At 58.5% G+C, this 23,975-nt stretch carries 24 protein-coding genes and 3 tRNA genes; 18 read left to right on the top strand and 9 right to left on the bottom strand.

Annotation, left to right across the window (positions count from 1 at the left end; translation table 11 throughout):
* The 7 genes from ACZO0A_RS09445 to ACZO0A_RS09415 all read left to right on the top strand — a co-directional run.
* Positions 1-1,232: Sapep family Mn(2+)-dependent dipeptidase (locus ACZO0A_RS09445; protein WP_486846250.1), on the top strand; the 1,232-nt coding region annotated here is incomplete at its 5' end.
* 300 nt (positions 1,233-1,532) lie between these two features.
* Positions 1,533-2,831 carry an RnfC family protein gene (locus tag ACZO0A_RS09440; RefSeq protein WP_374116779.1) on the top strand — a complete coding sequence of 433 codons (1,299 nt, stop codon included), beginning with the start codon at positions 1,533-1,535 and terminating at the stop codon, positions 2,829-2,831.
* 3 nt (positions 2,832-2,834) lie between these two features.
* Positions 2,835-3,791 (top strand): RnfABCDGE type electron transport complex subunit D, encoded by a 957-nt coding sequence (locus ACZO0A_RS09435; protein ID WP_215691543.1) that lies wholly within the window; start codon positions 2,835-2,837, stop codon positions 3,789-3,791.
* The gene (locus tag ACZO0A_RS09430) at positions 3,791-4,366 is read left to right on the top strand and encodes an RnfABCDGE type electron transport complex subunit G (protein WP_215691542.1); all 576 of its coding nucleotides are present in this window, start codon (positions 3,791-3,793) and stop codon (positions 4,364-4,366) included. The genes ACZO0A_RS09435 and ACZO0A_RS09430 overlap by 1 nt, the downstream gene beginning before the upstream one ends.
* Positions 4,367-4,368: 2 nt before the next feature.
* Positions 4,369-5,061, top strand: coding sequence for an electron transport complex subunit RsxE (rsxE, locus tag ACZO0A_RS09425; RefSeq protein ID WP_215691541.1), 693 nt, complete (start codon positions 4,369-4,371; stop codon positions 5,059-5,061).
* Positions 5,061-5,702: an electron transport complex protein RnfA gene (locus tag ACZO0A_RS09420; protein WP_417336617.1), complete on the top strand. Its 642-nt coding sequence runs from the start codon at positions 5,061-5,063 to the stop codon at positions 5,700-5,702. The genes rsxE and ACZO0A_RS09420 overlap by 1 nt, the downstream gene beginning before the upstream one ends.
* Before the next feature lie 18 nt (positions 5,703-5,720).
* Positions 5,721-6,569 carry an RnfABCDGE type electron transport complex subunit B gene (locus ACZO0A_RS09415; protein WP_486846247.1) on the top strand — a complete coding sequence of 283 codons (849 nt, stop codon included), beginning with the start codon at positions 5,721-5,723 and terminating at the stop codon, positions 6,567-6,569.
* A gap of 143 nt (positions 6,570-6,712) precedes the next feature.
* Here the strand turns inward: ACZO0A_RS09415 and ACZO0A_RS09410 are convergent, their stop codons facing one another.
* Positions 6,713-7,864, bottom strand: a complete 1,152-nt coding sequence (locus ACZO0A_RS09410; protein ID WP_486846245.1) for an FprA family A-type flavoprotein — start codon at positions 7,862-7,864, stop codon at positions 6,713-6,715.
* Positions 7,865-8,068: 204 nt separating this feature from the next.
* Between ACZO0A_RS09410 and ACZO0A_RS09405 the strand changes: the two genes are divergently transcribed.
* The 4 genes from ACZO0A_RS09405 (at position 8,069) to ACZO0A_RS09390 (ending at position 11,497) form a co-directional block, all read left to right on the top strand.
* Positions 8,069-8,142, top strand: a tRNA-Val gene (locus tag ACZO0A_RS09405).
* Positions 8,143-8,216: 74 nt separating this feature from the next.
* Positions 8,217-9,173 carry a ketopantoate reductase family protein gene (locus ACZO0A_RS09400; RefSeq protein WP_486846243.1) on the top strand — a complete coding sequence of 319 codons (957 nt, stop codon included), beginning with the start codon at positions 8,217-8,219 and terminating at the stop codon, positions 9,171-9,173.
* Positions 9,174-9,589: 416 nt separating this feature from the next.
* Positions 9,590-10,561, top strand: coding sequence for a Gfo/Idh/MocA family protein (locus tag ACZO0A_RS09395; protein ID WP_294718452.1), 972 nt, complete (start codon positions 9,590-9,592; stop codon positions 10,559-10,561).
* A gap of 3 nt (positions 10,562-10,564) precedes the next feature.
* Positions 10,565-11,497 carry a GTP-binding protein gene (locus ACZO0A_RS09390; RefSeq protein ID WP_302377294.1) on the top strand — a complete coding sequence of 311 codons (933 nt, stop codon included), beginning with the start codon at positions 10,565-10,567 and terminating at the stop codon, positions 11,495-11,497.
* A 107-nt stretch (positions 11,498-11,604) separates the two neighbouring features.
* Here the strand turns inward: ACZO0A_RS09390 and ACZO0A_RS09385 are convergent, their stop codons facing one another.
* Positions 11,605-13,557 (bottom strand): replication initiation protein, encoded by a 1,953-nt coding sequence (locus ACZO0A_RS09385; RefSeq protein ID WP_302377295.1) that lies wholly within the window; start codon positions 13,555-13,557, stop codon positions 11,605-11,607.
* Between the two features lie 150 nt (positions 13,558-13,707).
* Complete coding sequence (locus ACZO0A_RS09380; protein WP_302377297.1) at positions 13,708-14,652, bottom strand: hypothetical protein; 945 nt, start codon at positions 14,650-14,652, stop codon at positions 13,708-13,710.
* Positions 14,653-14,856: 204 nt separating this feature from the next.
* Between ACZO0A_RS09380 and ACZO0A_RS09375 the strand changes: the two genes are divergently transcribed.
* The 5 genes from ACZO0A_RS09375 to ACZO0A_RS09355 all read left to right on the top strand — a co-directional run bounded on the left by ACZO0A_RS09375 (position 14,857) and on the right by ACZO0A_RS09355 (position 17,435).
* On the top strand, positions 14,857-15,585 hold the full coding sequence (locus ACZO0A_RS09375) for a MerR family transcriptional regulator (protein WP_302377299.1): 729 nt from the start codon (positions 14,857-14,859) through the stop codon (positions 15,583-15,585).
* A gap of 78 nt (positions 15,586-15,663) precedes the next feature.
* Positions 15,664-16,140, top strand: coding sequence for a pyridoxamine 5'-phosphate oxidase family protein (locus tag ACZO0A_RS09370; protein WP_291232316.1), 477 nt, complete (start codon positions 15,664-15,666; stop codon positions 16,138-16,140).
* Between the two features lie 9 nt (positions 16,141-16,149).
* Positions 16,150-17,004: a YitT family protein gene (locus tag ACZO0A_RS09365; RefSeq protein WP_302376127.1), complete on the top strand. Its 855-nt coding sequence runs from the start codon at positions 16,150-16,152 to the stop codon at positions 17,002-17,004.
* 249 nt (positions 17,005-17,253) lie between these two features.
* Positions 17,254-17,327: transfer RNA gene (locus tag ACZO0A_RS09360), tRNA-Gln, on the top strand.
* A 35-nt stretch (positions 17,328-17,362) separates the two neighbouring features.
* Positions 17,363-17,435: transfer RNA gene (locus ACZO0A_RS09355), tRNA-Pro, on the top strand.
* A gap of 110 nt (positions 17,436-17,545) precedes the next feature.
* Here ACZO0A_RS09355 and ACZO0A_RS09350 read toward each other — a convergent pair.
* The 6 genes from ACZO0A_RS09350 to ACZO0A_RS09325 form a co-directional block, all read right to left on the bottom strand.
* Positions 17,546-18,541, bottom strand: coding sequence for a hypothetical protein (locus tag ACZO0A_RS09350; protein WP_294781658.1), 996 nt, complete (start codon positions 18,539-18,541; stop codon positions 17,546-17,548).
* Positions 18,534-19,274 carry an SDR family NAD(P)-dependent oxidoreductase gene (locus ACZO0A_RS09345; RefSeq protein WP_302376129.1) on the bottom strand — a complete coding sequence of 247 codons (741 nt, stop codon included), beginning with the start codon at positions 19,272-19,274 and terminating at the stop codon, positions 18,534-18,536. The genes ACZO0A_RS09350 and ACZO0A_RS09345 overlap by 8 nt, the downstream gene beginning before the upstream one ends.
* A 14-nt stretch (positions 19,275-19,288) precedes the next feature.
* Positions 19,289-19,705 (bottom strand): MaoC family dehydratase, encoded by a 417-nt coding sequence (locus tag ACZO0A_RS09340; RefSeq protein WP_291209609.1) that lies wholly within the window; start codon positions 19,703-19,705, stop codon positions 19,289-19,291.
* Between the two features lie 68 nt (positions 19,706-19,773).
* Positions 19,774-20,013, bottom strand: a complete 240-nt coding sequence (locus tag ACZO0A_RS09335; protein ID WP_215691527.1) for an acyl carrier protein — start codon at positions 20,011-20,013, stop codon at positions 19,774-19,776.
* 69 nt (positions 20,014-20,082) lie between these two features.
* Positions 20,083-20,388 carry a hypothetical protein gene (locus ACZO0A_RS09330; RefSeq protein ID WP_291209612.1) on the bottom strand — a complete coding sequence of 102 codons (306 nt, stop codon included), beginning with the start codon at positions 20,386-20,388 and terminating at the stop codon, positions 20,083-20,085.
* Between the two features lie 137 nt (positions 20,389-20,525).
* Entirely contained in the window at positions 20,526-20,720 is a 195-nt protein-coding gene (locus ACZO0A_RS09325; protein WP_417336751.1) for a hypothetical protein, read from the bottom strand.
* 7 nt (positions 20,721-20,727) lie between these two features.
* On the opposite strand from ACZO0A_RS09325, the gene ACZO0A_RS09320 reads away from it, so the two are divergent.
* Together ACZO0A_RS09320 and ACZO0A_RS09315 are read left to right on the top strand one after the other, a co-directional pair.
* Complete coding sequence (locus ACZO0A_RS09320) at positions 20,728-23,115, top strand: transglycosylase domain-containing protein (RefSeq protein WP_486846240.1); 2,388 nt, start codon at positions 20,728-20,730, stop codon at positions 23,113-23,115.
* A 358-nt stretch (positions 23,116-23,473) separates the two neighbouring features.
* Positions 23,474-23,902 (top strand): ACT domain-containing protein, encoded by a 429-nt coding sequence (locus ACZO0A_RS09315; RefSeq protein ID WP_215691523.1) that lies wholly within the window; start codon positions 23,474-23,476, stop codon positions 23,900-23,902.
* The last annotated feature ends 73 nt before the right edge of the window (positions 23,903-23,975 follow it).

Genomic DNA, 23,975 nt, shown 5'->3' with positions numbered 1-23,975 from the left:
TTACTTTTCCCGTATGGATGTCTATGGCGCGGAAAGCCGACAGCTACATCGGCTGGGCCGAGACCGGCAAGATTGCCGACGGCCAGAAGTTCCTTGCCACCATCACCCACACCGACGTTGTGCCCGAGGGCAATGGCTGGGACGCTGACCCCTACACCGTCCGCGTGCGGGATGGCTGGTTGTTGGGCCGCGGCGTGGCCGACGATAAAGGCCCCAGCATCCTGTGCCTGTATGCGCTGAAATACCTGAAAGACAGCGGTGCAGCGCTGAAATACCCGGTGCGTGCGCTGCTGGGTGCCAACGAAGAGACGAATATGCACGACGTAGACTACTACGCCGAGCATTACCCGATGCCCGCATTCTGCTTCACCCCCGACGCCGAGTTCCCGGTCTGCAACGGCGAAAAGGGCGGCTTTAACGGCGAGATCGTCAGCCCCAAGTTTGAGAAGGGCATCATCACCGCCTTTGAGGGCGGCGTGGCCCACAACGCCGTGCCTGACCGCGCATCCTGCACCGTGCAGGTGGGCGCTGGCGCGCTGATCCAGACCGAAGGCGTGACCTTTGAGGCAGGGGAGGGTGGTTCCACCGTCATCCGCGGCTGGGGCAAGAGCGGCCACGCTGCCATGCCCGAGGGCACCGTCAACGCCATCAGCCTGATCGTGGACTGCCTGCTCAAGAGCGGTGTCTGCACCCCGCAGGAGGAAGCCTACCTGCAGGTGCTGCACACCCTGCACGCCGCCACCGATGGCAGCGCCCTGGGCATTGCCGCAGACGACGGCCTGTTTGACCCGCTTACCATCATCGGCGGCACGATTGAGATGCAGGACGGCATCATCCGCCAGAGCTTCGACTGCCGTTACCCCACGAACACCGACCCTGAAAAGATGACCGCCGCCATGGAGAAAGTCTGCGGCACAGCGGCAAAAATCGAGAATGTGACGAGCCGTGTGCCGTTCTACATCGACGCGGACAGCCCGGCCATCCAAACGCTCATCAACACCTACAACGATGTGACCGGCGAGGGCAAGACCCCCTTCACGATGGGCGGCGGCACCTACGCGCGCCACTTCCCGTATGCAGTCAGCTTCGGCCCCGAGCACACCGACATCGTCATCCCGGATTTTGCCGGCCCGATGCACGGTGCCAACGAGGGCACGCCGTTTGAAAAGCTGATCGAGGCGCTGAAGATTTATATTCTGGCGCTGCTGCGGCTGCAGGAGATTGATCTGTAAATAAGAAATGGGCACTTGTTTCGACAGGTGTCCATTTTCTTTGTTGGATTGTTAATTTTTATACACCTTTCTTATCCTGCATCGATTGCGAAAATTGTTGCAAATCTTGCGGGTTCGGGGCAAAATAGCCTGTTTATCCCATTTGATTGCTTGACTTGAACCCCAAAGATGATACAATTAAAGTGTATTGTTATCCGCCTGTGCAGGGGAGCAAACCTGACCTGCCGGACGAGAAAAATGAGAGAAACGGGGGAAATCAGATTGTTCAAGTCCCTAAAGCGCTCTGCCAAGGGTGCTGCTGTGCCGCATACGAAGGCGACAGCCGGGCAGCCGACCAACAAGATGCCGGTGCCTGAGCACGTTGTCATTCCCATGTCCATGCACATCGGCGCGCCCGCAGAGCCGGTCGTCAAAAAAGGCGACACCGTCATGGTAGGCACCATGATCGGCAAGGCCGGCGGCTTTGTGTCCGCCAACATCTATTCCAGCGTGTCCGGCACCGTGCAGGATGTCGCCCCGCTGCGTATGGCCAACGGCAGCATGGCTACCGCCGTTGCCATCAAGACCGATGGTGCACAGACCGTTGACCCGGCCTGCGTGCCGCCGGTCGTCACCGACAAGGCAAGCCTGATGGCAGCTGTCCAGGCCTGCGGTCTGGTGGGCGTCGGCGGCGCGGGCTTCCCGACCCACGTCAAGCTGGCGGCCAACACCATCGACACGCTGCTCATCAACGCGGCCGAGTGTGAGCCGTACCTGACCACCGACTGCCGCGAGATGATGGAGTGCAGCGACACGATCATCTCCGGCATCACCGCTGTCATGAAGTACTGCGAGATCCCGCACTGCATCATCGGCATTGAGCGCAACAAGCCCGAGTGTATCGACCTGCTCACCTCGCTGACCCGCGAGATGAAGGGCGTCGAGGTCAAGGGCCTGCCCATGCGCTACCCGCAGGGCGCCGAGAAAACGCTCGTCGAGACCTGCACCGGCCGCGAAGTGCCGCAGGTCGGCCCTTCCGGCAAGCCGGGCCTGCCCGCGGATGCCGGCTGCGTCATCATGAACGTGACCTCTGTGTCCACGCTGGGCAAGTTCCTCAAGACCGGCATTCCTCTGGTGTCGAAGCGCGTCACCGTCGAGGGCGATGCCATCGCCAAGCCCCAGAACATCGAGGTGCCCATCGGCACGCTGTACCGCGACGTGATCGAAGCCTGCGGCGGCATCAAAGAGGGTGTCGAGCTGGGCAAGATCATTTTCGGCGGCCCGATGATGGGTGCCGCCGCCCCAAGCGCAGATTTCCCGGTGCTCAAGCAGAACAACGGCCTGCTGCTGTTCAGCAAGCAGGCTGCCGCCCTGCCTGAGCCTTCGGCCTGCATCCGCTGCGGCCGCTGCATCGAAGCCTGCCCCATGGGCCTGGAGCCTGTGGTCATTGCGCAGGACTTTGCCAACAAGGACTTCTCTGCGCTGAAAGCACGCTGCGTCGATCTGTGCGTAGCCTGCGGCAGCTGCACCTACGCCTGCCCGGCCAAGCGCCCCGTCAGCCAGACGATGGGCCTTGCCAAGGGCTGGTACATGGCCGAGCTGCGGAAAGGAGGCAAATAACCCATGGAAGATCGTCTGATCGTTACCGCCTCGCCGCATATCCGCGAAGCATCCACCACCCGCGGGCTGATGGGCAATGTTGTCATTGCGCTGCTGCCCGCCGTGCTGGCTGCCGGGCTGATCTTCGGCGTGCAGGCCATTGTGCTGGTCGCTGTGACCACGCTGGCCTGTGTGGCGTTTGAATACCTGTATGAAATGCTGCTGAAAAAGCCGAACACGGTGGGGGACCTGTCCGCCGTTGTCACCGGCATCATCCTGGCGCTGAATATGCCTGTCGGTATGCCGCTGTGGATCGCCGTTGTCGGTGCGTTTGTGGCTATCGTCATCACCAAGCAGCTCTTCGGCGGCCTGGGTTACAACTTTGCCAACCCCGCCCTCGTAGGCCGTATCGTGCTGTTCCTGGGCTTCACCTCCCGCATGACCGCTTACGTCTACCCCGACATGGCCGTGGACGCGCTGGCCTCCGCCACGCCGCTGGCCGTGGCGGACAAGACGAGCCTGTCCCTGCTGGATATGTTCCTGGGTCTGCACGGCGGTATGATGGGTGAGGTCTGCGTACTGGCAATTCTGCTTGGCTTTGCCTATCTCGTTGCCACTAAGACCATCCAGGCCACGATCCCTGTCACCATCGTGGCGACCGTGTTCGTGCTGACGGCCCTCAACACCGGCAGCCCCTACACTGCCCTCATCGAGTGTATGTCCGGCGGTTTGCTGTTCGGCTCTGTCTTTATGGCGACCGACTACGTCACCAGCCCCTTCACCACCAAAGGCAAGCTGTTCTACGGCGTGTTCATCGGCCTTATCACCTTCCTCATCCGCCACTTCGGCTCAATGAATGAGGGCATGAGCTACGCCATCCTGCTGGGCAACCTGATGACCCCCTGGTTCAACGCCTGGGGCCACCAGACGCCGCTGGGCTACAAAAAGCCCAAAAAGGCCAAGAAAGGCGGTGCTGAATAATGGCTGAAAAGCAGAATACCGAGAAGCAGAGCGCCTTCAAGGAGCTTGTGCTGCCTGTCATCGTGCTGGTCGTCATCTGCCTGGTCTGCAGCGCCCTGCTGGCCGTGCTGAACGACATCACCGCACCGATCATTGAAGAAAACACCCAGGCCGAGACCCTGGCCGCCTATGTCTCCGTTCTGCCCGAGGGCACGACCACCGACAGCATGACTGCCATCGACGGCCTGACCACCGCCAATGTGCAGGGTGCCGTCAAGACCGCCAACGGCGATGTGGCCGTCAAGGCTGCGGCCTCCGGCTACTCCGGCAAGGACGTCACCGTCTATGTCGCCTTCAGCGCCGACGGCACTGTCTCCGGCATTTCCATCGATGGCTCCACCCAGACCACCGGCATCGGCTCCAAGGTTTCTGGCGACTCCTTTGCCTCCGGCTTCATCGGCTGGAATGGGGGAGAGGTCAGCAGCGGCAGCCCTGTGGACAGCATTGCCGGTGCGACCTACTCCAGCAATGGCGCGTTCAACGCCATCAATGCAGCCATCGACTGCTACAATAACGAGATCAAGGGGGTGCAGTAAGGATGAACGAAAAACCGAGCAAGTGGAAAGTTTTTACGGCCGGTATCATCCGTGAAAACCCTGTTCTGCGCCTGGTGCTGGGCTGCTGCTCGGCACTGGCTGTCACCACCACCGTTTCCGGTGCGTTGGGCATGGGCCTGGCCATGACGTTTGTTTTGGTCTGCTCCAACATCGTTATCTCGGCACTGCGCAAGGTCATCCCGGCCAAGGTGCACCTGCCGTGCTACATCGTCATCATCGCAACATTTGTTACCGTCGTACAGATGGTTTTGCAGGCATTCGTGCCCGACCTGTACAAGACGCTGGGCGTCTACCTGGCGCTGATTGTCGTCAACTGTATCATCCTCGGCCGCGCCGAGATGTTCGCCTGCAAAAACACCGTCGTGGACTCTGCGCTGGACGGCCTGGGCATGGGCATCGGCTACATCCTGACCATGGTGCTGATGTCCTCCATCCGCGAGATCATCGGCAGCGGCACCTGGATGGGCATTACCCTCATCCCCGAGAGCGTGGACCGCATGACCGTCATGAACTCTGCGCCGGGCGGCTTCTTCGTCTTTGGCTGCCTGATGGCCGGCTGCGTCTGGCTGGAGCGCAAGCTGAACAAGCCCATCGAGCGCAAGAGCTGCGGCGACGTGATGCTGGAAAAGATCGACGCCGCTAAAGATGAGCAGAAGGAGGGTGCCGCAAAATGATGAGTACACATATCGCAACGTTTGCCACCATCTTCTTCAGCATGATTCTGGTAAATAACTACGTTTTGGTGCAGTTTTTGGGCATCTGCCCGTTCCTCGGCGTTTCCAAAAAGCTGGATTCCTCCGCGGGCATGGGCGCTGCCGTTATCGTCGTCATGGTCATTGCCACGGCCGTGACCTTCCCGTTGCAGATCTTCCTGCTGGATGCCTATAACTTGGGCTATCTGCAGACCATCATCTTCATCCTCGTCATTGCCGTCCTCGTGCAGTTGATCGAGATCACGCTGAAAAAGTACGTCCCCGCGCTGTATCAGAGCCTGGGCGTCTATCTGCCGTTGATCACCACCAACTGCTGCGTGCTGGGCGTCACCATCCTGGCCGTGCAGGACTACTCCGCTATCGTGGCCGAGTACGGCTTCGGCCTGGCTTACGCCGAGGCGCTTGTCTGCGCCGCCGGTGCGGGTGTCGGCTTCCTGGTCGCCATGCTGCTGTTCTGCGGCGTGCGTTCCCGCGTCGAAAACTCCAACCCGCCGGAGAGCTTCAAGGGCCTGCCCATCACGCTGGTTTCCGCCGCTATCACCTCCATGAGCTTCATGGGCTTTGGTGGCCTGGTCGAAAACATCATCAACGCGATATTCTAAGAAAGGGGAATGGAGAGAATGAACCCGATCGTATTTGCTATCGTTGTCGTGGTGGTGCTGGGCCTGGCCGGCGGCGTGATCCTTGTGCTGGCTTCCAAATTCATGGCTGTGTATGAGGACCCGCGCATCGCGCAGATCACCGAATGTCTGGCAGGCGCCAACTGCGGCGGCTGCGGCTATGCCGGCTGTGCCGACTACGCCAAGGCCATCGTTGAGAACGGTGCCCCCACCTTCAAGTGCGCGCCGGGCGGCGATAAGGCTGCCGACGCCATCAACACCATCATGGGCAATGCCACCGATGACCGCCCCAGCCTGCGCGCCACCGTTATTTGTGCGGGCGGCGAGAACTGCGGCAAGCGGTTTGACTACCAGGGCATCCAGACCTGCGCTGCTGCAGCCTCCATCGCGGGCGGCCCCAGCGCCTGCGCCTATGGCTGCCTGGGCCTGGGTGACTGCACTCGCGCCTGCAAGTTTGACGCCATCCACGTTATCAACGGCGTGGCCGTCGTTGACCGCAAAAAGTGTACCGGCTGCACGGCCTGCACTGTGGTCTGCCCGCGCCACGTCATCCAGATGAAGCCTATTGCCCCGCAGCCTGCGGTCAAGTGCTCCAACAAGGACAAGGGCGCACTAGTCAACAAGATCTGCAAGGTCGGCTGCATTGCCTGCGGCCTGTGCGTGCGCAACTGCCCGAATCAGGCCATCTTCCTGAAGGACAATGTCGCTGTCATCGACTACACCAAGTGCAACGGCTGCGGCACCTGCGTTTCCAAGTGCCCGAAGAAGGCCATCCAGTGGGTCGAGGGTGTCCCGCGCTCCATCGACGCCCCCGTGCCCGAGCATGAGGTGCTCAAGACCCGCGTGTAATTCGCGGTAAGACCACGCAAAAAAACAAGCCCGCCCCGAACCGCGAGAAAGCGGCCCGGGGCGGGCTTTGCTGTTAGGAATATTATTAGGGCAATACCGCATAATTCTAAGTGCCGATACGGCGAGCGAGGTGCGGTATTGCCTTAGCTCAGTTCGTCGGCCAAGGCGGCGATCTGGGCCTCGCTGGCGGCATTCAGTGCGCCGCGCACGGTGACGGTGGTGGCGGCGTAGGTCAGGTTCTTGCTGCCCTCCAGCATCTTGGTCATGACCTTGGCGGCCATCGGTGCCCAGGAGCCGTTCTCAATAAACGCGACCATGCGGTTCTGGTAGTTGCGCTCGGTCAGGTGGTGGATGAACTCCTTCATGAAGGGGAACACGTCGGCGTTGTAGGTCGGCGTAGCCAGCACCAGCTTGCTGAAGCGGAACGCCTGGGCCACGGCCTCGGCCATATCGCAGCGGGCCAGGTCCATGGCGATTGTCTCGACACCCTTCTCCCGCAGGGCCTCGGCCAGGCGGTTGGCAGCCTCGGCCGTGTGGCCGTAGATGCTGCTGTACGCCACCAGTACGCCCTCGGTCTCGGGGCGGTAGGCGCTCCATGTGTCGTAGGCGGCCAGCACATCGGCCAGCTGCTCTTTGTGCAGCACAGGGCCGTGCAGGCTGCACACGGTCTCGATATCCAGCCCGGCGGCCTTTTTCAGCACGGCCTGCACCTGCACACCGTACTTGCCCACAATACCGATGAAGTAGCGGCGGGCCTCGGGCAGCCACGGCTCCTCAACGTCCAGTGCGCCGAATTTGCCGAAGGCATCGGCGCTGAACAGCACCTTGTCCGCATCGTCATAGGTCATGATGACCTCGGGCCAGTGGACCATCGGCGCGGTGACAAAATGCAGGGTATGGCGGCCCAGCGGCAGGGTGTCACCCTCCTTGACGACAACGCGGCGGTCGGCGTAGTCGGTGCCGAAGTAGGCCTTCATCATGTTGAATGCCTGGGCGGAGGCAACGATGGTCGTGCCGGGGTAGGCTTGCGCGAACGCGGCCACCGAACCGGAGTGATCCGGCTCCATGTGCTGCACAACAAAGTAATCGGGCGTGCGCTCGCCCAGCGCGGCGGCGATCTTGGTGATCCATTCGTCGGTGAAGTGGGCATCGACGGAATCCATGACGGCAACCTTGTCGTCGCAGATCAGATAGGAGTTGTAGGCCATACCGTTGGGCACATCGTACTGGCCCTCAAACAGGTCAACAAGGTGGTCGTTGACGCCGACATAAAAGATATCGTTGGTGATTTCCATAGTTGCAAACCTCCTGATAAAACCGTGTGGGTTGTTATTCTTGACACAGTATAGCACAACTTTAGGAATTTGTCTCGGTTTTTTGCAAAATTTTTGGAAAAATTTTAATAGGCGTCCAGGTCAAGATTCTGTGCAAAACATTTCAAAATTTGCGCTTGACAAATGCAGGCAAATCCTATATAATATCATTTGTCAATCGCATATGGATGATTAGCTCAGCTGGTTAGAGCGCTGCGTTCACATCGCAGAGGTCGAGGGTTCGAGTCCCCCATCCTCCACTTGGAAAACCCCATACCGTAATGGTATGGGGTTTTGTCTTTTTTGCGTTTTGGGGAGAGGAGAGGGGACATCTATGAAGATTCAAAAAGTTGCACTGCTGGGGGCCGGGGCTGTCGGCTCCTACGTGATTTGGGGGCTTTCCCGCTGCCCGGGCGTTCAGTTCGGCGTCATTGCCGAGGGCAGCCGCGCCGAGCGCCTGCGCCAGGGCTGCGCAGTCAATGGCGAAATCTTGCGTCCCGTCGTCTGGACGCCGCAGGAGGCACAGGGGGCTGATCTGCTGATCGTCGCGCTGAAATATGGGGCGTTGCCCGGTGCACTGGGCAGCATCCGCACCGCTGTCACCGAAAGCACCACGGTCATGAGCCTGATGAACGGCGTGGACAGCGAGGAACGTATCGCCGCCGCGGTCGGCACGGAGCACCTGTTGTATTCGCTCATCAAGATTGCCTCCTGCCATGACGGCAACTGCTATCGCTTTGACCCGGAAGCCACCATCGGCATCATTTACGGTGAACTGCAAGAGCCCTGCCAGAGCGAGCGGGTGCAGGCCGTGGCAGAGCTGTTTGCCGCTGCCGGGCTGCACGCCCGCGTTACCGCGCATATCCGCGAGGAAATGTGGAGCAAGTTCCGGCTGAACGTCTGCAACAATCTCCCGCAGGCAATTTTGGGTGCCGGGGTCGGCTGCTACCAGGACAGCGTCCACATGAAGGCCATCAGCGACGGGCTGCGGGCCGAACTGGAAGCGATTGCCGCCGCCAAAGGGCTTGATCTGCGCCTTGTGGAGGCATCTTCCCGCCACGGCAGCGCCGTCCCGCCGACGGCCCGCTATTCGACCTTGCAGGACCTGGACGCCGGGCGGCACACCGAAATCGATATGTTCTCCGGTGCGCTGATCCGCATGGGCAAAGAGCTCGGCATCCCCACGCCCTACAACGAGTATACCTACCACATGATCAAGGCGCTGGAAGAAAAGAACGACGGGCTGTTTGATTACGACAAAACCAACTGTAGATCTACGTGGGCTATCTGATGGGCAAGCCTCTTTCTTTGCGAATATTTGCTATAATAAATAAAAATTCTTCCCAAAAATCTCTTTACCGCTAAAGGGAGGCCCCTATGTTATTCCTGCAAATCCTGTTATACTGCCCCCGCTGTTTTTTTGATGGTAAAGTTCCTGGCGCGGGACAGCGGGCGCAACTGCCTGTATTTTTACCCACAAGGCTGCCTGGATGAGGCCCAGAAGCGCGGCCTTGCCACCGTGCTGTACCTGGCTATCGCGCCGGCCCCGCCGTGCTGCTCAGCCAACTGCTGGGCTAAACAGCCCCACTGTAACCCCACCTCTCGCCGCCCGGTGTATGCCGGGCGGCTTTTTCTTTTGGGGGCCGATGGACATTTCCCCGCAACTGCGCTATACTGTTGGCAGAATCGGGAAAGGAGATTTTGTTTATGCAAAACTACCGTTGGGCCACCCTGGGCTGCGGCGTTATCGCCAATGAACTGGCGCAGGCGCTGGCCAGCCGCGGGCAAACACTGTATTCCGTCGCCAACCGCACCCATGCCAAAGCCGAGGCCTTCGCCGAGAAGTACGGCATTGAAAAAGTCTACGACCAGATCGACGATGTGTTCGCTGACCCGGACGTGGATATCATCTATATTTCCACTCCGCACAACACCCACATCCAGTACCTGCGCAAGGCACTGGCCGCGGGTAAGCACGTTCTGTGCGAGAAATCCATCACCCTGAACTCTGACGAGCTGAACGAGGCCATCCGCCTTGCCGAGGAACACCACGTCGTGCTGGCCGAGGCAATGACCCTCTACCATATGCCCATCTACCGCAAATTGCAGGAAAAGCTCGACACCGGCGCGTTGGGTGAGCTGCGGCTTATCCAGATGAATTTTGGCAGTTACAAGCCCTATGATATGTCCAACCGCTTCTTCAACCGCAATCTCGCGGGCGGCGCACTGCTGGATATCGGCGTCTACGCGCTGTCCTTCGTGCGGTGGTTCATGACCTCCGCACCGGACGAGGTCGTCTCCCAGGTGCGGTTTGCCCCCACGGGCGTGGACGAACAGGCGGGCATCCTTTTGAAAAACAAGGAGCAGGAGATGGCGTCGGTCATTCTCTCGCTGCACGCCAAGCAGCCCAAGCGCGGCACGGTCGCCTTTGACAAGGGCTATGTCGAATTCTACGACTACCCCCGCGGGCAGGAGGCCGTCATCACCTACACCGAGGACGGCAGTAAGGAGACGCTGCGGGGCGGCAGCACCGCCGACGCCCTGCTCTACGAGGTCGAGGACATGGAGCGCGCCGTGGCCGGGCAGGGCACGATGCACCTGGACTACACCCGCGACGTCATGCGCATCATGACCGACATCCGCCGCCAGTGGGGCATGACCTACCCAGAGGAGGAATAAGCGATGGTACAGGTCGATCTCATCACCGGGTTCTTGGGTTCCGGAAAGACGACTTTTTTGCGTAAATACGTGCAGTATCTTGTGGCGCAGGGGCATAACGTCTGCATTCTGGAAAACGACTTCGGCGCGGTGAACGTGGACGCCATGCTTTTGCAGGACCTCATTGGGGACAACTGCGATCTGGAAACGATCAGCGGCGGCTGCGACTGCGACACCCACCAGCGCCGTATGCGCACCAAGCTCATCTCGATGGCAATGCGCGGCTTTGACCGGGTCGTCATCGAGCCCAGCGGTATTTTCGACGTGGACGAGTTCTACGACATCCTGCGGGATGAGCCCCTGGACCGCTGGTACCGCTTGGGCAGCGTCATTGCTATCGTAGACGCGAAGCTCGAGAGCGAGCTTTCGCCCCAGGCGGATTACCTGCTGGCGTCGGAGGCCGCCAGCGCCGGGCTGGTGGTCATGAGCCGGGTGCAGCAGGCCGGGGCAAGGGAGTGTGCCGCCGTGGTGGATCACCTGAACCATGCGCTGGAAGGCTGCCACTGCGCCCGCCGCTTTGGCGAAGACGTGCTGTGCAAAGACTGGGCCGCGCTGACCGACGCCGATTTTGCCCGCATTGACGGCTGCGGCTGGCGGCAGACGAGCTATGTCAAGCTGCATTTCGACGAGCATGAGGCATTTACTTCGCTGTATTTCCTCAAGGCGGGCCGCACGGTCGAGCAAATCAAGGCCGCCGCACAGCTGCTTTTGCACGATGCAAAGTATGGGCACATTCTGCGCATCAAGGGGTTTATTCCCGATGGCGGCGGCTGGGTCGAGCTGAACGCCGCCCGGGATACCATGACCGTGCAGAAAATCGCCCAAGGACAGGAAGTTCTCATCGTGATTGGAGAAGGTCTGGAGAAAGAGGCGATTGAGAGGGTTATTAAGGGGTAATTCCTTTGCCTTCCCCTTTGGGGGCGCCTTTCCAAAACACATCCCCCGCCGGAATTTTCTGGCGGGGGATGTTGTTATTCAGCGCACATTTTCAAAAAATTCTGCGTTTATTCCTCAAACGCCTTGACCCAATCGTACTCCTTGTGGACGGCGCGAGGGTCGTTCTGGGCTTTGCGGGCCGTGTACTCGCCAATGACGGCGGCGGGCATCAGCAGCGCACGCTCCACTTCAGACTGGAACACCAGCTTGGGGTTTTTGATTCTCGGGTTCTTCATCAGGTCTTTCCAGTAGGTGTCATAGTCCATCATCACGGCCATGGCCTCATACAGCGGGGTCAGGCTCTCGTACCGGGCAATGACCTTGTTCAGTGCGTTAAGGAACTGCATATTGGCCTTGCCTTCCATCATGCCGTCGTCCTTACCTTTGACGTTGCGGCGGCAAAAATAGGCCGTCATCTGCAAAATATCGTCGAATGCCTCCATCTGGCCGGTCGTCAGCCGGGCGGACAGAGCATCGCGGTCGATGTAGCGCAGCAACGCCGCCGTGACCTGCTTTTTCGTGGCGGCATCCTCGGGCACCAGCTGGTTGACCGGCTCGGCATCGGTCTCCACAAAGTCGGTCGTCTCAACGATATCAGGCTGCTCGGGCGCGGCATCGTAGCCGTCCAGCGGCTCCGGCACGCCGGAAGTAACGTACATACGGTAATTTTCCAAATCGTCCAGAATGGCCTTGGACAGATAAGGCAGGGGGGCGCTCTTCGTGCGGGCCACCGGGATGACCCGGGTCGCGTAGCGGGCGGCCGCACCCTCAAACCAACGGCGCAGTCCGCCGCAGTTGTCGATGACGTTGTTCACGGTCTGGAAGAAATGCGCGTTGCCGCCATCGATCATCTTGTCGTTGCCGCGCGGCGTACCTGCCATCTTGACCATCGCGCCGATCATCGTGTGTACGGCCTCCATCTCGTCGGCGGTCAGCTCGCGGTTCAGCTTGTCCAACTCGGCTTTGACCTCCAACTCCTGGCGCAGCAGATCCGGCGTAGCACCGTAGGAATAGGGGATCGTCGTCTCAGGCACCGAGACATACTCCAGCGTCAGGATGCTCGGATCGTCGTCCAGCGAGCCGGTTTCGGCGGGGGTCAGCTTCTTCTTGCCGCGGGACTTGCTGGACATGGACTTCGTGATCTCGTTCAGCTTGTCGTCGGCCACCTGCTTGTCCACAGGCTCGATCGTGACAGCCACGGCAATGACGCGCTGGCGGTCTTTTTCGTAGACTTCGTAGTCAAAATAAATGTCGGTGTGGCCGTTGATCTCGCTCTTGGCCTTGTCCAGCACAGTGCGGCGCACGTGGGCCCAGTTGGTGGCGTTGCAGTCCACCTGCTTTTTCAGCGTCTCGATGTTCCAGACCAGCGGCTCGCCTTTTTGCTTTTTCGTGAGATAAAGGTTCTGGTAGCTCTTGCACAGCTCATAAATTTTCAGGCTGTACTGGCTCTTCATCGGCAGCGTATAGGTGATGTTCATGGTGGTGTAGAACTCTTTTAGCTGGATCAGGTGGGGCTTTAATGCCTGGTCCAGCGTTAAGACAATCTTGCCGGTGCCCTCGTCGATGGTCGCACCGGAAAGCCAACGGAACATCGTAATCTTTTGCGTGCCTGCCAGGCGTATCCACTGCACCTTCGCGTTAGCGATCGCGTCGATGTTGTTGCGCACCTGGGCATACATCGAGCCGTTGTGCGGGTCGACGCCGCAGAGCTTCAGAAACTCATAGATGGACATTTCGTACCGGGGCAGCTCGGTATCCGACGGCTTGATCATTGCAAAAATGTGCAGCATCAATTTTTGCTGGCTCAATGTCAGGGTGGACATAGCGTTCTGGATCAGGTCATTGGATTTGCGCACAATGGTCTGGCTGCCGCGGCCGCTGTATGTGGCAAGCGGGGCCTCGACCTGGGCTTTGGCGGGGTCCTTCTTCGGCGGGCGGCCGGGGGATTTTTTCGGTCCGCGTATCGGGGCGTTGGGGTATAGCGAATCTATGGGGGAACTAGTTTTGTCTTTGGGTACCATGGCGTGACCTCATCTTCTTCAACACATTACACGTATGATAGCAGATTGTGCGTCAAGTGTCAATTATTGTAATATCCGACACATTTTGACGATGCCACTCAAAATCCCTGCTTTTTCGTTCTTGGCTTTTTACTCTCTATTTATATATATTTAGAAATAATGTGTAGCTGTGTCGAAAATTACAACAGAAATGTGCCGCGGATTCCAACTGCGGTGTGCTGTAAATAACAACTGTTTTGTGCGCAAAGCTACAATGTGCCGGGCATAACAACCCGAAAAAATTATTTTTTGGGCAAGAATCGTGCGGTGCCGATTTGGCGGATTTTGGGAACTGTGCGCTGAATAACAACCCCAGAGACGGGATTTTTGAAATTCTGGGAACCATTCAAATTGTGCGCTCGATTCCAACACCCAGAAATCCAAAAAAGATTTTTGCGGGAATTGTGCTGCGAATAACAACAGGGGCAGAAAAATCGGAAATTTTGCAAAAAATAAAATTGTGCCGTGAATAACAACACCCGGCGAAAATTCTTGAAATTGTGTCGAGACTAACAATCTGCCCGGCAAAAGCAGAATTTTTGCGGAATTGTGCGCTGAATAACAACTCCAACAGAAATTTTTGCGGGAATTGTGCCGTGAATAACAACAGGGAAGGTACGCTAAACAGTGATTTTTTGCAAAATGTGCCGTGAATAACAACACCCGTCGCTGCAAAAATGAAATTATACATACTGTAAATTGTGCGCTGAATAACAACCCCCACCCAGAAAATGTGCTGCAAATAACAACATGGGAAAAGCAGGCAGAATTTTTGGAAATGTGCCGTACATAACAACCTTGATTTTGGCCCGGCAACGGAAATGTGCCGCCGATAACAACCCTAAAAAGCCCGTGAATTTTTCCGAATTGTGCGCTGGATAACAATAGATTTTGCAAAAATCCTGCCGCTTGCCCCGGCAAACTGTGCTGTAAATAACAACAGCATTTTTCGCAAACTGTGCGCTCGATAACAATACCAAACCCTAAAATCCTGAGCCGAACTGTGCTGCCGATAACAATACAGTGTGTAGAAAACTGTGCCGGCGATTCCAACACCCAAAATTGCACCCGGCTCCTGAATTGTGCCGCGAATAACAACCCCAGCAGGAAAATTTCCGGGTTGTAACGCTGCGCACAATTCGGATTTCCCCTTTCTAAAAATGTATGCTACAATAACGGCAGAATTTTTTTGCAATTTCCTCTTGACCCTGACGCTGCGTGATACTGTATGCTGAAACTACCGCGAAAGGAGGAAGCGCTATGATGACTGTAAAAGAGGTCAGCCGCCTGACCGGTGTGAGCGTGCGCACCCTGCAATATTACGACCAAATCGGCTTGCTGCACCCCGGCACCCGCACCGAGGCGGGCTACCGCCTCTACGATGCCGCCACCCTGGAGACCCTACAGCAGATTTTGCTGTTCCGTGAGTTGAAATTCTCGTTAAAAGAGATCGCCGTGATCCTGCAAAACCCGCACTTCGACCGGGAAAAGGCGCTGGAACAGCAAATCGAGCTGCTGACCCTCCAAAAACAGCATCTGGAAAGCCTCATCACTCTCGCGGAAAACATCCGACAAACAGGAGGAAATGCCATGGATTTTACCGCATTTGACACGAAGAAGCTCGACGAGTACGCCGCAAAGGCCAAACAGCAGTGGGGCGCAACGGCGGCCTACCAGGAGTACGAGACAAAGAACGCCCATGAGACAACACAGGCCCAGCAGGAAAACGCCCGTGCGTTGATGGCCCTGGTCGCGGCGTTCGGCCACATGCAGACGAAAGACCCGGCTGACCCGGCCGTGCAGGCACAAGTGCAGAAATTGCAGGCGTTCATCACGGAACATTACTACACCTGCACCAAAGAAATTTTGCACAGCCTGGGCCAGATGTACGGTGCGGGCGGCGAATTTACCGCGAACATCAACGCGGCGGGCGGTCCCGGCGCGGCGGAGTTCGCCCGGAAAGCCATCGAGCGATACTGCTGCGGGTGAGTTCCAAACTTGCCCATTGTATCCCGCCGCGATTTGTGCTAGTATCAATAGCAGAAGCCAATAGAGGAGGAAACCGGTATGTTCAGAACCATGCGCCGCTTTAAACAGGAACTTACCCGGGAGGAATGCCTGGCCGTTCTGCGCAGCCAGCCCCGCGGGGTGCTGTCACTGCTGGGGGAGAATGGCTACCCCTACGGCCTGCCCATCGACTACTGGTACAATGAGACTGACGGAAAGCTCTACTTCCACGGTGCGAAGGAAGGACACAAGATTGACGCCATCCGCGCCTGCGATAAGGCGTCCTTCTGCGTACACGACGAAGGACAGCGCGTGGCAGGGGAGTGGCCGCTGCATTTTTGCAGTGTCATCGTGTTTGGGCGCATCGCCCCGGTGACGGATGCCGCCCTGACTGAAACCGCCTGCCGCCGCCTGGCCGAAAAGTTCACCGACGATGCCGCTTATATCGACGCCGAGATCGCCGCGGCCAGGGACCGGGTGCTCTGCCTGGCCCTGACGCCTGAGCATATGACCGGCAAGCGGATCAAGGAGAGTTGATAGGACACGATGAAAAAGACAATCGACACTGCGGCCCTGGTAAAAGAAGCCGCCATCCTGACCGGGGGTGTAGCCATCATTGCGGCTGCCGTGTATTTCTTCCTCGTGCCAAGCCATGCGTCGGTCAGCAGTATTTCGGGCTTGGGCATTGTGCTGGCAAACTTTGTGCCGTTGCCACTGTCCGCCATCACGATGATTTTGAACGTCGTGCTGCTCATCATCGGCTTTTTCACCTGCGGGCGGGAATTCGGTGTCAAGACCGTCTACACCAGCGTCATGCTGCCAGTGTTCATCGCCCTGTTTGAGCGGCTTTTCCCGGATATCGGCTCGCTGACCGACAGCCAGGAACTGGACGTGCTGTGCTATATCCTTGTCGTCAGCGTGGGATTGAGCATCCTGTTCAACCGCAACGCATCGTCGGGCGGGCTGGATATCGTGGCAAAGATCATGAACAAGTACCTGCATATGGAGCTTGGCCGCGCCATGTCGCTGTCCGGTATGTGCGTGGCGCTCTCGGCGGCGCTGGTCTACGACAAAAAGACCGTGGTGTTAAGCATTTTAGGCACCTATTTCAATGGCCTTGTGCTGGACCACTTTATCTATGACCACAACATCAAGCGCCGTGTCTGCATCATCACTGAAAAAGAGGAAGCGCTGCGCCGCTTCATCCTCAGCGACCTGCACAGCGGCGCGACGGTGTATGAATCCTACGGTGCCTACAATATGCAGAAGCGGCGGGAAATCATCACCATCGTGGACAAGAGCGAATACCAGAAATTGATGAACTATATGAACCAGGAGGATCCGCAGGCCTTCATCACGGTCTACACCGTGTCGGACATACGGTATCGGCCGAAAGTGTGAAACCCCATGCAAACCCAAACCGCTGCCAAACCGCAGCAGGATATGACCGCCCAGCTGGCCGAAGGGCAGATCTTCCCGCGTATCTTCCGCGAGCGGGAGACAGAAGTTTAGCGCAGGATCGCAAAATTTCTGAAGAGATAAAAAAGTTTGCAAAAAAAGGAGAGTTTTTTCAAAAAAAGCGTTGACAAATCCCACCGGGCACGCTATAATATATGAGCGTTGAGGGCAGACGCCCAAAACAAAACCCGATGGGGATTCGCATAATGGTAGTGCAGCGGACTCTGACTCCGCCCGTGGGAGTTCGATCCTCTCATCCCCAACCACACCGCAGCAGCTTAGCTGCTGCGGTTTTTCTTTCCGGGGTGTAGCGCAGTTGGTAGCGCGCTTGGTTCGGGACCAAGAGGCCGTGGGTTCAAATCCCGTCACTCCGACTGAAAACCGCCAGATATCGTTTGATGTCTGGCGGTTTTTATTTTGCATTTAAAATAAAATCAAAAACACCGATAGCCTTTCCAGCCGGAAAAGCCATCGGTGCATTTTTTTACTTCAAATTCGGTCGATCTTGGTCGCCGTCCGCTTTGAACATCACGAAATTCTCGGGCTTATTCGTGAAATAATAATACTCGGTGTTCTCGTGCAGGGGCGGGGTCAGGTAATTGGGGATGATGCAGCCGTCGCCCTCGATGCGCTCGGTGAAGCCGGCCGCAAGCCAGACGTCGGCGGGGATGCCGGCGTTGTAGCAGTCCATGTACTCGGCACCCGCGTGGTTTAAAATCGCGTCCAGCGCGGCACCCAGGCGGGGCAGCACGGCGTCCTCACCGATGAAATCCACCAGCCGTACGACGGCGGCACAGCCGGTGTCCTGGGCACAGACCGTGCGGGTCACGACGTAGGCCAGCAGCTTGCCGTTCTCCTGCGCGGCCCAGACGTCATACTTGAAGTGCGGGTAGTGGAAATACCGCCGCCGCATATACCACACATCCTTGCGGGGCGTGTGGGGCGTGGCGGGCATCCCCAGCGAGATCAGGTCGGCGGCGTCCGCCACCTTGGCAAGGCCTAAATCGCGCTGCACAGGGGGCAGGGAATACCGCAGCGGCTTTGCCAGATAGTAGGCGCGGCGGCGGCCCAGGCGGTAGTAGTGGGGCAGACGTTCGGCCTTCCAGCCCAAAAACTGGTAAAACGTGCAGGTGTTGGGGCGGATATTGTTGCAGGCCACCACGTCGGCGTTCAGTAGGCCGGGCAGGGCGTTCATCAATTCCAGCCCGACGCCGTTGTGGCCCTTGGCGGCCACCCAAACGCTGACCCAGATATCAGGCTTGCGCTTGGTGTTGGCCAGTATGTACCCAGCGGCGCTGACGTACCGGCCGTCCTCCTCCGCTACGGCAAACTGTGGGATGCCGCTGCGGCCGGCATAGTAGTGATGGAACAGCTCGGGCCGATTGAGCAGCGGCAGACGCATATCAAAATTTTCGTTGATGAAGTCAATGATGGCGGTATCCTCACCCAGGCGTGCCAGCCGGAAAGTTGTCTCAGACAATGGCAGACCCTCCTGTGACCGGCAGCGTTACGCCGGTGATGAACCGTGCCTCGTCGGAGAGCAGGAACGCCATGGCGGGGACAACATCGGCGGGCGTCGCGTTGCGGCCCATGGGGTTTTCTTCGGCGGCGGCCTGCACGATGAGGTCAGGGGTATCCTTTAAGAAATTCGTCTCCATCATGCTGGGGGCCACGCAGTTGACCGTGACGCCGAAGCGGGCGTACTCGACGGCCAGGCTCTTGACCAGCCCGCCGATGGCACTTTTCGCCATGACGTAGGCGGCGGTGTTTTTGGGCGGGCAGCCAATGGTATAGCTGGTCTGGATGAACAGCACGCGGCCAAACTTGGCCTTGGCCATGGCGGGCAGCACGGCGCGGCAGATACGCACGGCGCTGTGGACCTGAATTTCCAAATCGCGGTCAAAACGGGTCTGGTCAAAGGCCTTGAACTTGGCGTTGACGACCGGCAGCGCGGGCAGGTGGATGAAATGCGTCGGCGCGGGGGCAGACGCCGCCAGCACCTGCACAAAGGTATCGACTTTGGCGCGGTCGGACAGGTCAACGTCAAAGGGGCACACCTGGCCGGGAAAGCGGGCGCAGAGGTCGGCCAGCTTTTCCAGGTCGCCGCAGCCCTGGGCCAGCACAGTGGCGTCGGGGGCGGCAGTCAGCAGCCGCTCGATCAGTGAGCGGCCCACATCGCTGGTAGCGCCGGTGATAAGATAGGTATAAGACATGGTTTTTCTCCTCTTTATTTCGCTAACCCGGCCTTGATAATGCCGCGGGTCACGCGCTTGCCGTCCTGGTTGGTGATGACGGCCTTGATTTCGGCCTCGCTGCCGATCTCACTGACGTTCACGACGGTGCCCTTGACGGTCAGCGTGTCGCCGATGAAAATAGGTTTGGCAAACTTGCACTCCACGCCGTGCAGCAGGCAGTGCTCGCCGGGCAGGTAGACGCCCGCCAGCGTGGAGAAAAAGCTCGCCCCCAGCATCCCGTAGACGACGCGGCCGGGGTAGCCACGGCCCTTGGCGTAGTCAGCGTCGATGTGGATGGGGGAGACGTCCCCGGTGATGGCGCGGAAGGCGTCCATCATTTCCGGCGTGACGGTCACGGTAAACTCCTCGGTCAGGCCGGGGGTCATTTCCGCCAGCGTGTAGTGGTTCATGGCAGGCTCCTTTGGCAAAAGCATTTGAAAAAAGGCGGCAGGATGCCGCCCCAAAACGATATTGAGATTTACACCATCCGTGCAACCAGGTCCAGCAGGTCGCCCACGTCCTTCAGGCCGCGGACGTCGGCCAGCTTGAACTTGATGTTGAACTTCTTCTCGATGGCGGTCAGCAGGTTGATCTGCTCCAGGCTGTCCCAGTCCTCAATATCGTCGGCGCAGGTGCTGCGGGTGATCTCAAGGGTGTCATCGTCAAAATTATCGCGGAAAATATCCTGTACCGCGTTCAGAATTTCCTGTTCAGTCATACTGTAACTCCTTTTATATTATGGTAGTTACCTATAATATAGCATAAAAGCAGAGCAGACGCAAGATTTTTACAGCCCATAATCCTCCAACCGTCTCTGCAATTCCACCTCATCCGCTACCTGCACGCCCTGCTGCAGGGCCAGCACGTCGCTTTCGGGCAGAAGGTGGGTGTAAATATCCTCATAGATCGCCAGCGGGCCGGTGCCGTCGGCGGTGTACAGCGCCACATGGCCGCCGCTGTCTTTTAAAAGGTAGCGCGCCGGGGCAGGGGAGGGCTGCCCGCGCAGAAACCACACCATCCCCGCCGCGATGCAAAGCACCGCTGCTGCCGCCAGCAGCGAAAGATACACCCTGCGGATTTGTCTGTTTTGCATAATAATTCCCCCTTGCGTGGATAGTATGGGCACCATTGCAGACAAAAACACCGAAAGTTGTGAATTTTACGTCCGATACTGTACTTTTGGCCCCGACTTGTGGTATAATTCATTCTATAACATTGTGCGATTCTGTGTTACGGCCTTTGCCGTGCGCTTTGATACAGACCAAAGGAGGCGGTTCCCATAGAACCCAAGCAGCAGCGCCATATCTCCACCGAGGGCGTAAAGACCACCGCAGGTGCCACCGGCCAGCCCGGCGCACCCGCACCGAACAAAAAGAAAAAACCGAAAAAGCGCCGCAGCATCATCGGCAGGATCTTCAGCTTCATCGGCTGTATGCTCTGCCTGTGCATCATGGCGGCCAGCGTGGGCGGCGTGCTGCTGTCCATGTATATCGTGCAGGTCACGGCAGATGACGCCGAGACCCTTGACCTGGACAACCAGAAAAACAAGCAGACGACGATCATCTACGACCGTTACGGCGACGAGTACGCCCAGCTGACCCGCGGCGAGGACCGCATCTGGCGCGAGCTTTCCGCCATGCCGGACAACCTGAAAAACGCCGTCGTCGCCATCGAGGATAAGAACTTCTGGACCGAACCCGGCATCAACCTCAAGGGCACCATCGGTGCCGCGCTGAACGCGTTCACCGGCAACCGCATCTGGGGCACCAACCGCGGCGCGTCCACGCTGGAACAGCAGCTCATTAAAAACCTGACCGGCGATAACGAGCAGGACAATATGCGTAAGGTGCGCGAGATCTTCCGTGCCTTGGGTCTGGACAACAAGTACAGCAAAGAGACCGTCCTTGAAGCGTACCTGAACACCATCCCGCTGACCGGCATTGTCCACGGCATGGAGGCTGGCTCGCTGCAATACTTCGGCAAGCATGTCGAGGACTTGACCCTGTCGGAGTGCGCCGTGCTGGCCTCTATCACGAAGAACCCGACGAAGTACAACCCTGCCACCAACCCTGAAGAACTCATCAAGCGCCGCAACCATGTTCTGTACGAGATGCAGTCCCAGGGGTATATCACCGAGGCTGAGTTTGAAGCCGCGAAGGCCGAGACCATCACGCTGGTGGAAAGCTCCGCCGCGACCGAGAACGCGACTCGCTCTTCCAGCAACTCCTGGTTCACCGATGCGCTCTACACCGAGCTGCTGAGCCAGCTGCAGGAGGATCTGAACTACACCGCCGACGAGGCGAAGGAACTGATCTTCTCCGGTGGTCTGCGCATTTACTCCACCGTTGACCCCACCGTGCAGGCGGGCATCGAGAAAACGATGTACAACGAGGACGACCTGATTCCTGCCCTGTGGCATGAGGAGCCGGTCTGCCTGCGCGATTATCCTGCGGATTCCAGCAGCTGGGACGAGGTGCAGTACGACGAGGCTACCGGTCTGCCCATCACGAAGGACGGCTATGCGGTCTACGGCCAGGAGGCTATCCCCATCTACGCCGATGAGGAGGGCACGACTCTCAAGATGGGCACTTCCACCGACCCCGACTACCCCAACGACACCACCGTCTACCTCTGCGTGTATGAGAAAGTCCGCACCCAGGCTGCAATGGCAACGCTGGACTACGACGGCAGCATCCTGGGCATCGGCGGCGGCATTGGCGAGAAGAAGTACGACCTGGGCTTCAACCGCGCGACTTCTCCCCACCAGACCGGTTCTACGATGAAACCCATCGGCGCGTATGCGCTGGCGCTGGACTACAAGCTCATCAACTATTCTTCCCAGATCCTCGATGCCCCGTACTACTCTGCGGAGGACAAGAAGGTCCTGAAGGATCAGTATATCGGCGTGATGAGTCCCTATTCCGAGGCAGCCCAGTCCCGCAGCGATGTCTGGCGCGCCTGGCCCACCAACTACGGCGGTGCAGGCGGTCAGGGCAACCCGATGCTCGTCTATGACGCCCTGCAGCAGTCCTACAACACGGTGGCTGTCTGGGTCGGCGATATGGTCGGCGTGGATTACTTGTACAACTTTGTGCATGACACGCTGGAATGCAGCTATATCAACGCCGAGAACGATATGGACCTCGGCCCCTTGGTGCTGGGTTCCCAGAGCAGCGGCCTGACGGTCGTACAGCTGGCCGGTGCCTACACGATGTTCAATACCGGCACGTTCACCACGCCGCATTACTACACCGAGATCACCGATTACCAGGGCAACATGGTTCTGGACAACGACAAGTATATCAACACCACCCAGGCCATCAGCGCTGACACGGCCTACATCATGAACCGCATGATGTGGAACGTCCTGCACAGCAGCAAGGGTACTGCCTACGGCAAGGGTCCCGACGGCGAGATGGACTCCGTGGCCAAGACCGGTACGACCAGCAACTACAAGGATTACACCTTCGCAGGCCTGACGCCGTACTACGTGACCGCCATCTGGTGGGGCTGTGACCGCCCGACCGAGATGGACACGCTGGGCAAGGCAGGCAAGAACGCAAGCCCCATCCAGTACGCCTGGAAGTATCTGATGGAAGATCTGCAGGCCGACCTGCCTGTCAAGGAGTTTGCCAAGGGCGAGAACGTCGTGGAGAAGCGGTTTGACACCTCCACCGGCGCAATCGTTTCTGGCGGCGGCGCGGTGGGTTACTACACCGAGGATAACCTGCCCGACAGCAGCTACGTCGTCTCGACCGAGGACGACCCCTACGCCGCCCTGGCACAGGCCGCTGCGGATGCCGCGGCAGGTGCCGAATAAAAGCCTTCCCCCTTGGGGGAAGGTGGCGCGAAGCGCCGGATGAGGGGCGCGCTTGCCGCAGCGACCCATTCCCGGGCAATAGAGGCAAAGCTGCCCCTCATCAGTCACCTTCGGTGACAGCTTCCCCCGTGGGGGGAAGCCTCTCTATCAAACCACCTCAACCGCAAAACGGTTGAGGTGGTTTTGTTTTTGTATGAGATACAGTTGTACCCGCACAAAAGATATTGACTTTTCCGCCCTGTGGGCTGTGCAATTTGACAAATTGCACAAAAACCGCTCAAAAAGGCTTGCAACAGGCCCCGGGCCGTGGTATCATGGGACACATCGAGAAACATTTGTACACAAGGGGGAAACACCAATGGCCGAAAGGCGCTTTCTGCTGGTAGATGCAGAGGTTCTGCCGGAAGTTTTTGTCAAGGTGCTGCAAGCCAAGGAGCTGCTGGCCTCCGGCGCGGTGAGCAACATCTCCGCCGCCGCCAAGCAGGCGGGCATTTCGCGCAGCGCATTCTATAAATATAAGGATACCGTTTTCGATGCCGAGACCGGCCGCGAGTCCATCACGGTGGTGGCAACGCTGCTGGATAAGACCGGCGCACTGCAAAGCCTGCTGTCCGGTATTTCGGCGGCGGGCGCGTCCATCGTGACCATCACCCAGTCCCGCCCGGAGAACGGCGCGGCCCAGGTGGAAGTCACGGTCCGCACCGGCACGATGCAGATGCCTGTGGATGAGATGCTGACCCGCCTGTCCCACCAGCCCTGCGTGGTGGAGATTCACCGCGGGGCGTAACTTCTCTTGGCCGCAGGGGAGGGGCGAGGCATGCCTCGCCCGCGAACTTCCCGCAAGATGCCTTCTGGCTTTA

Source organism: Gemmiger sp. (assembly GCF_057431175.1).
This window is presented reverse-complemented; position numbering and strand designations above follow the sequence as displayed.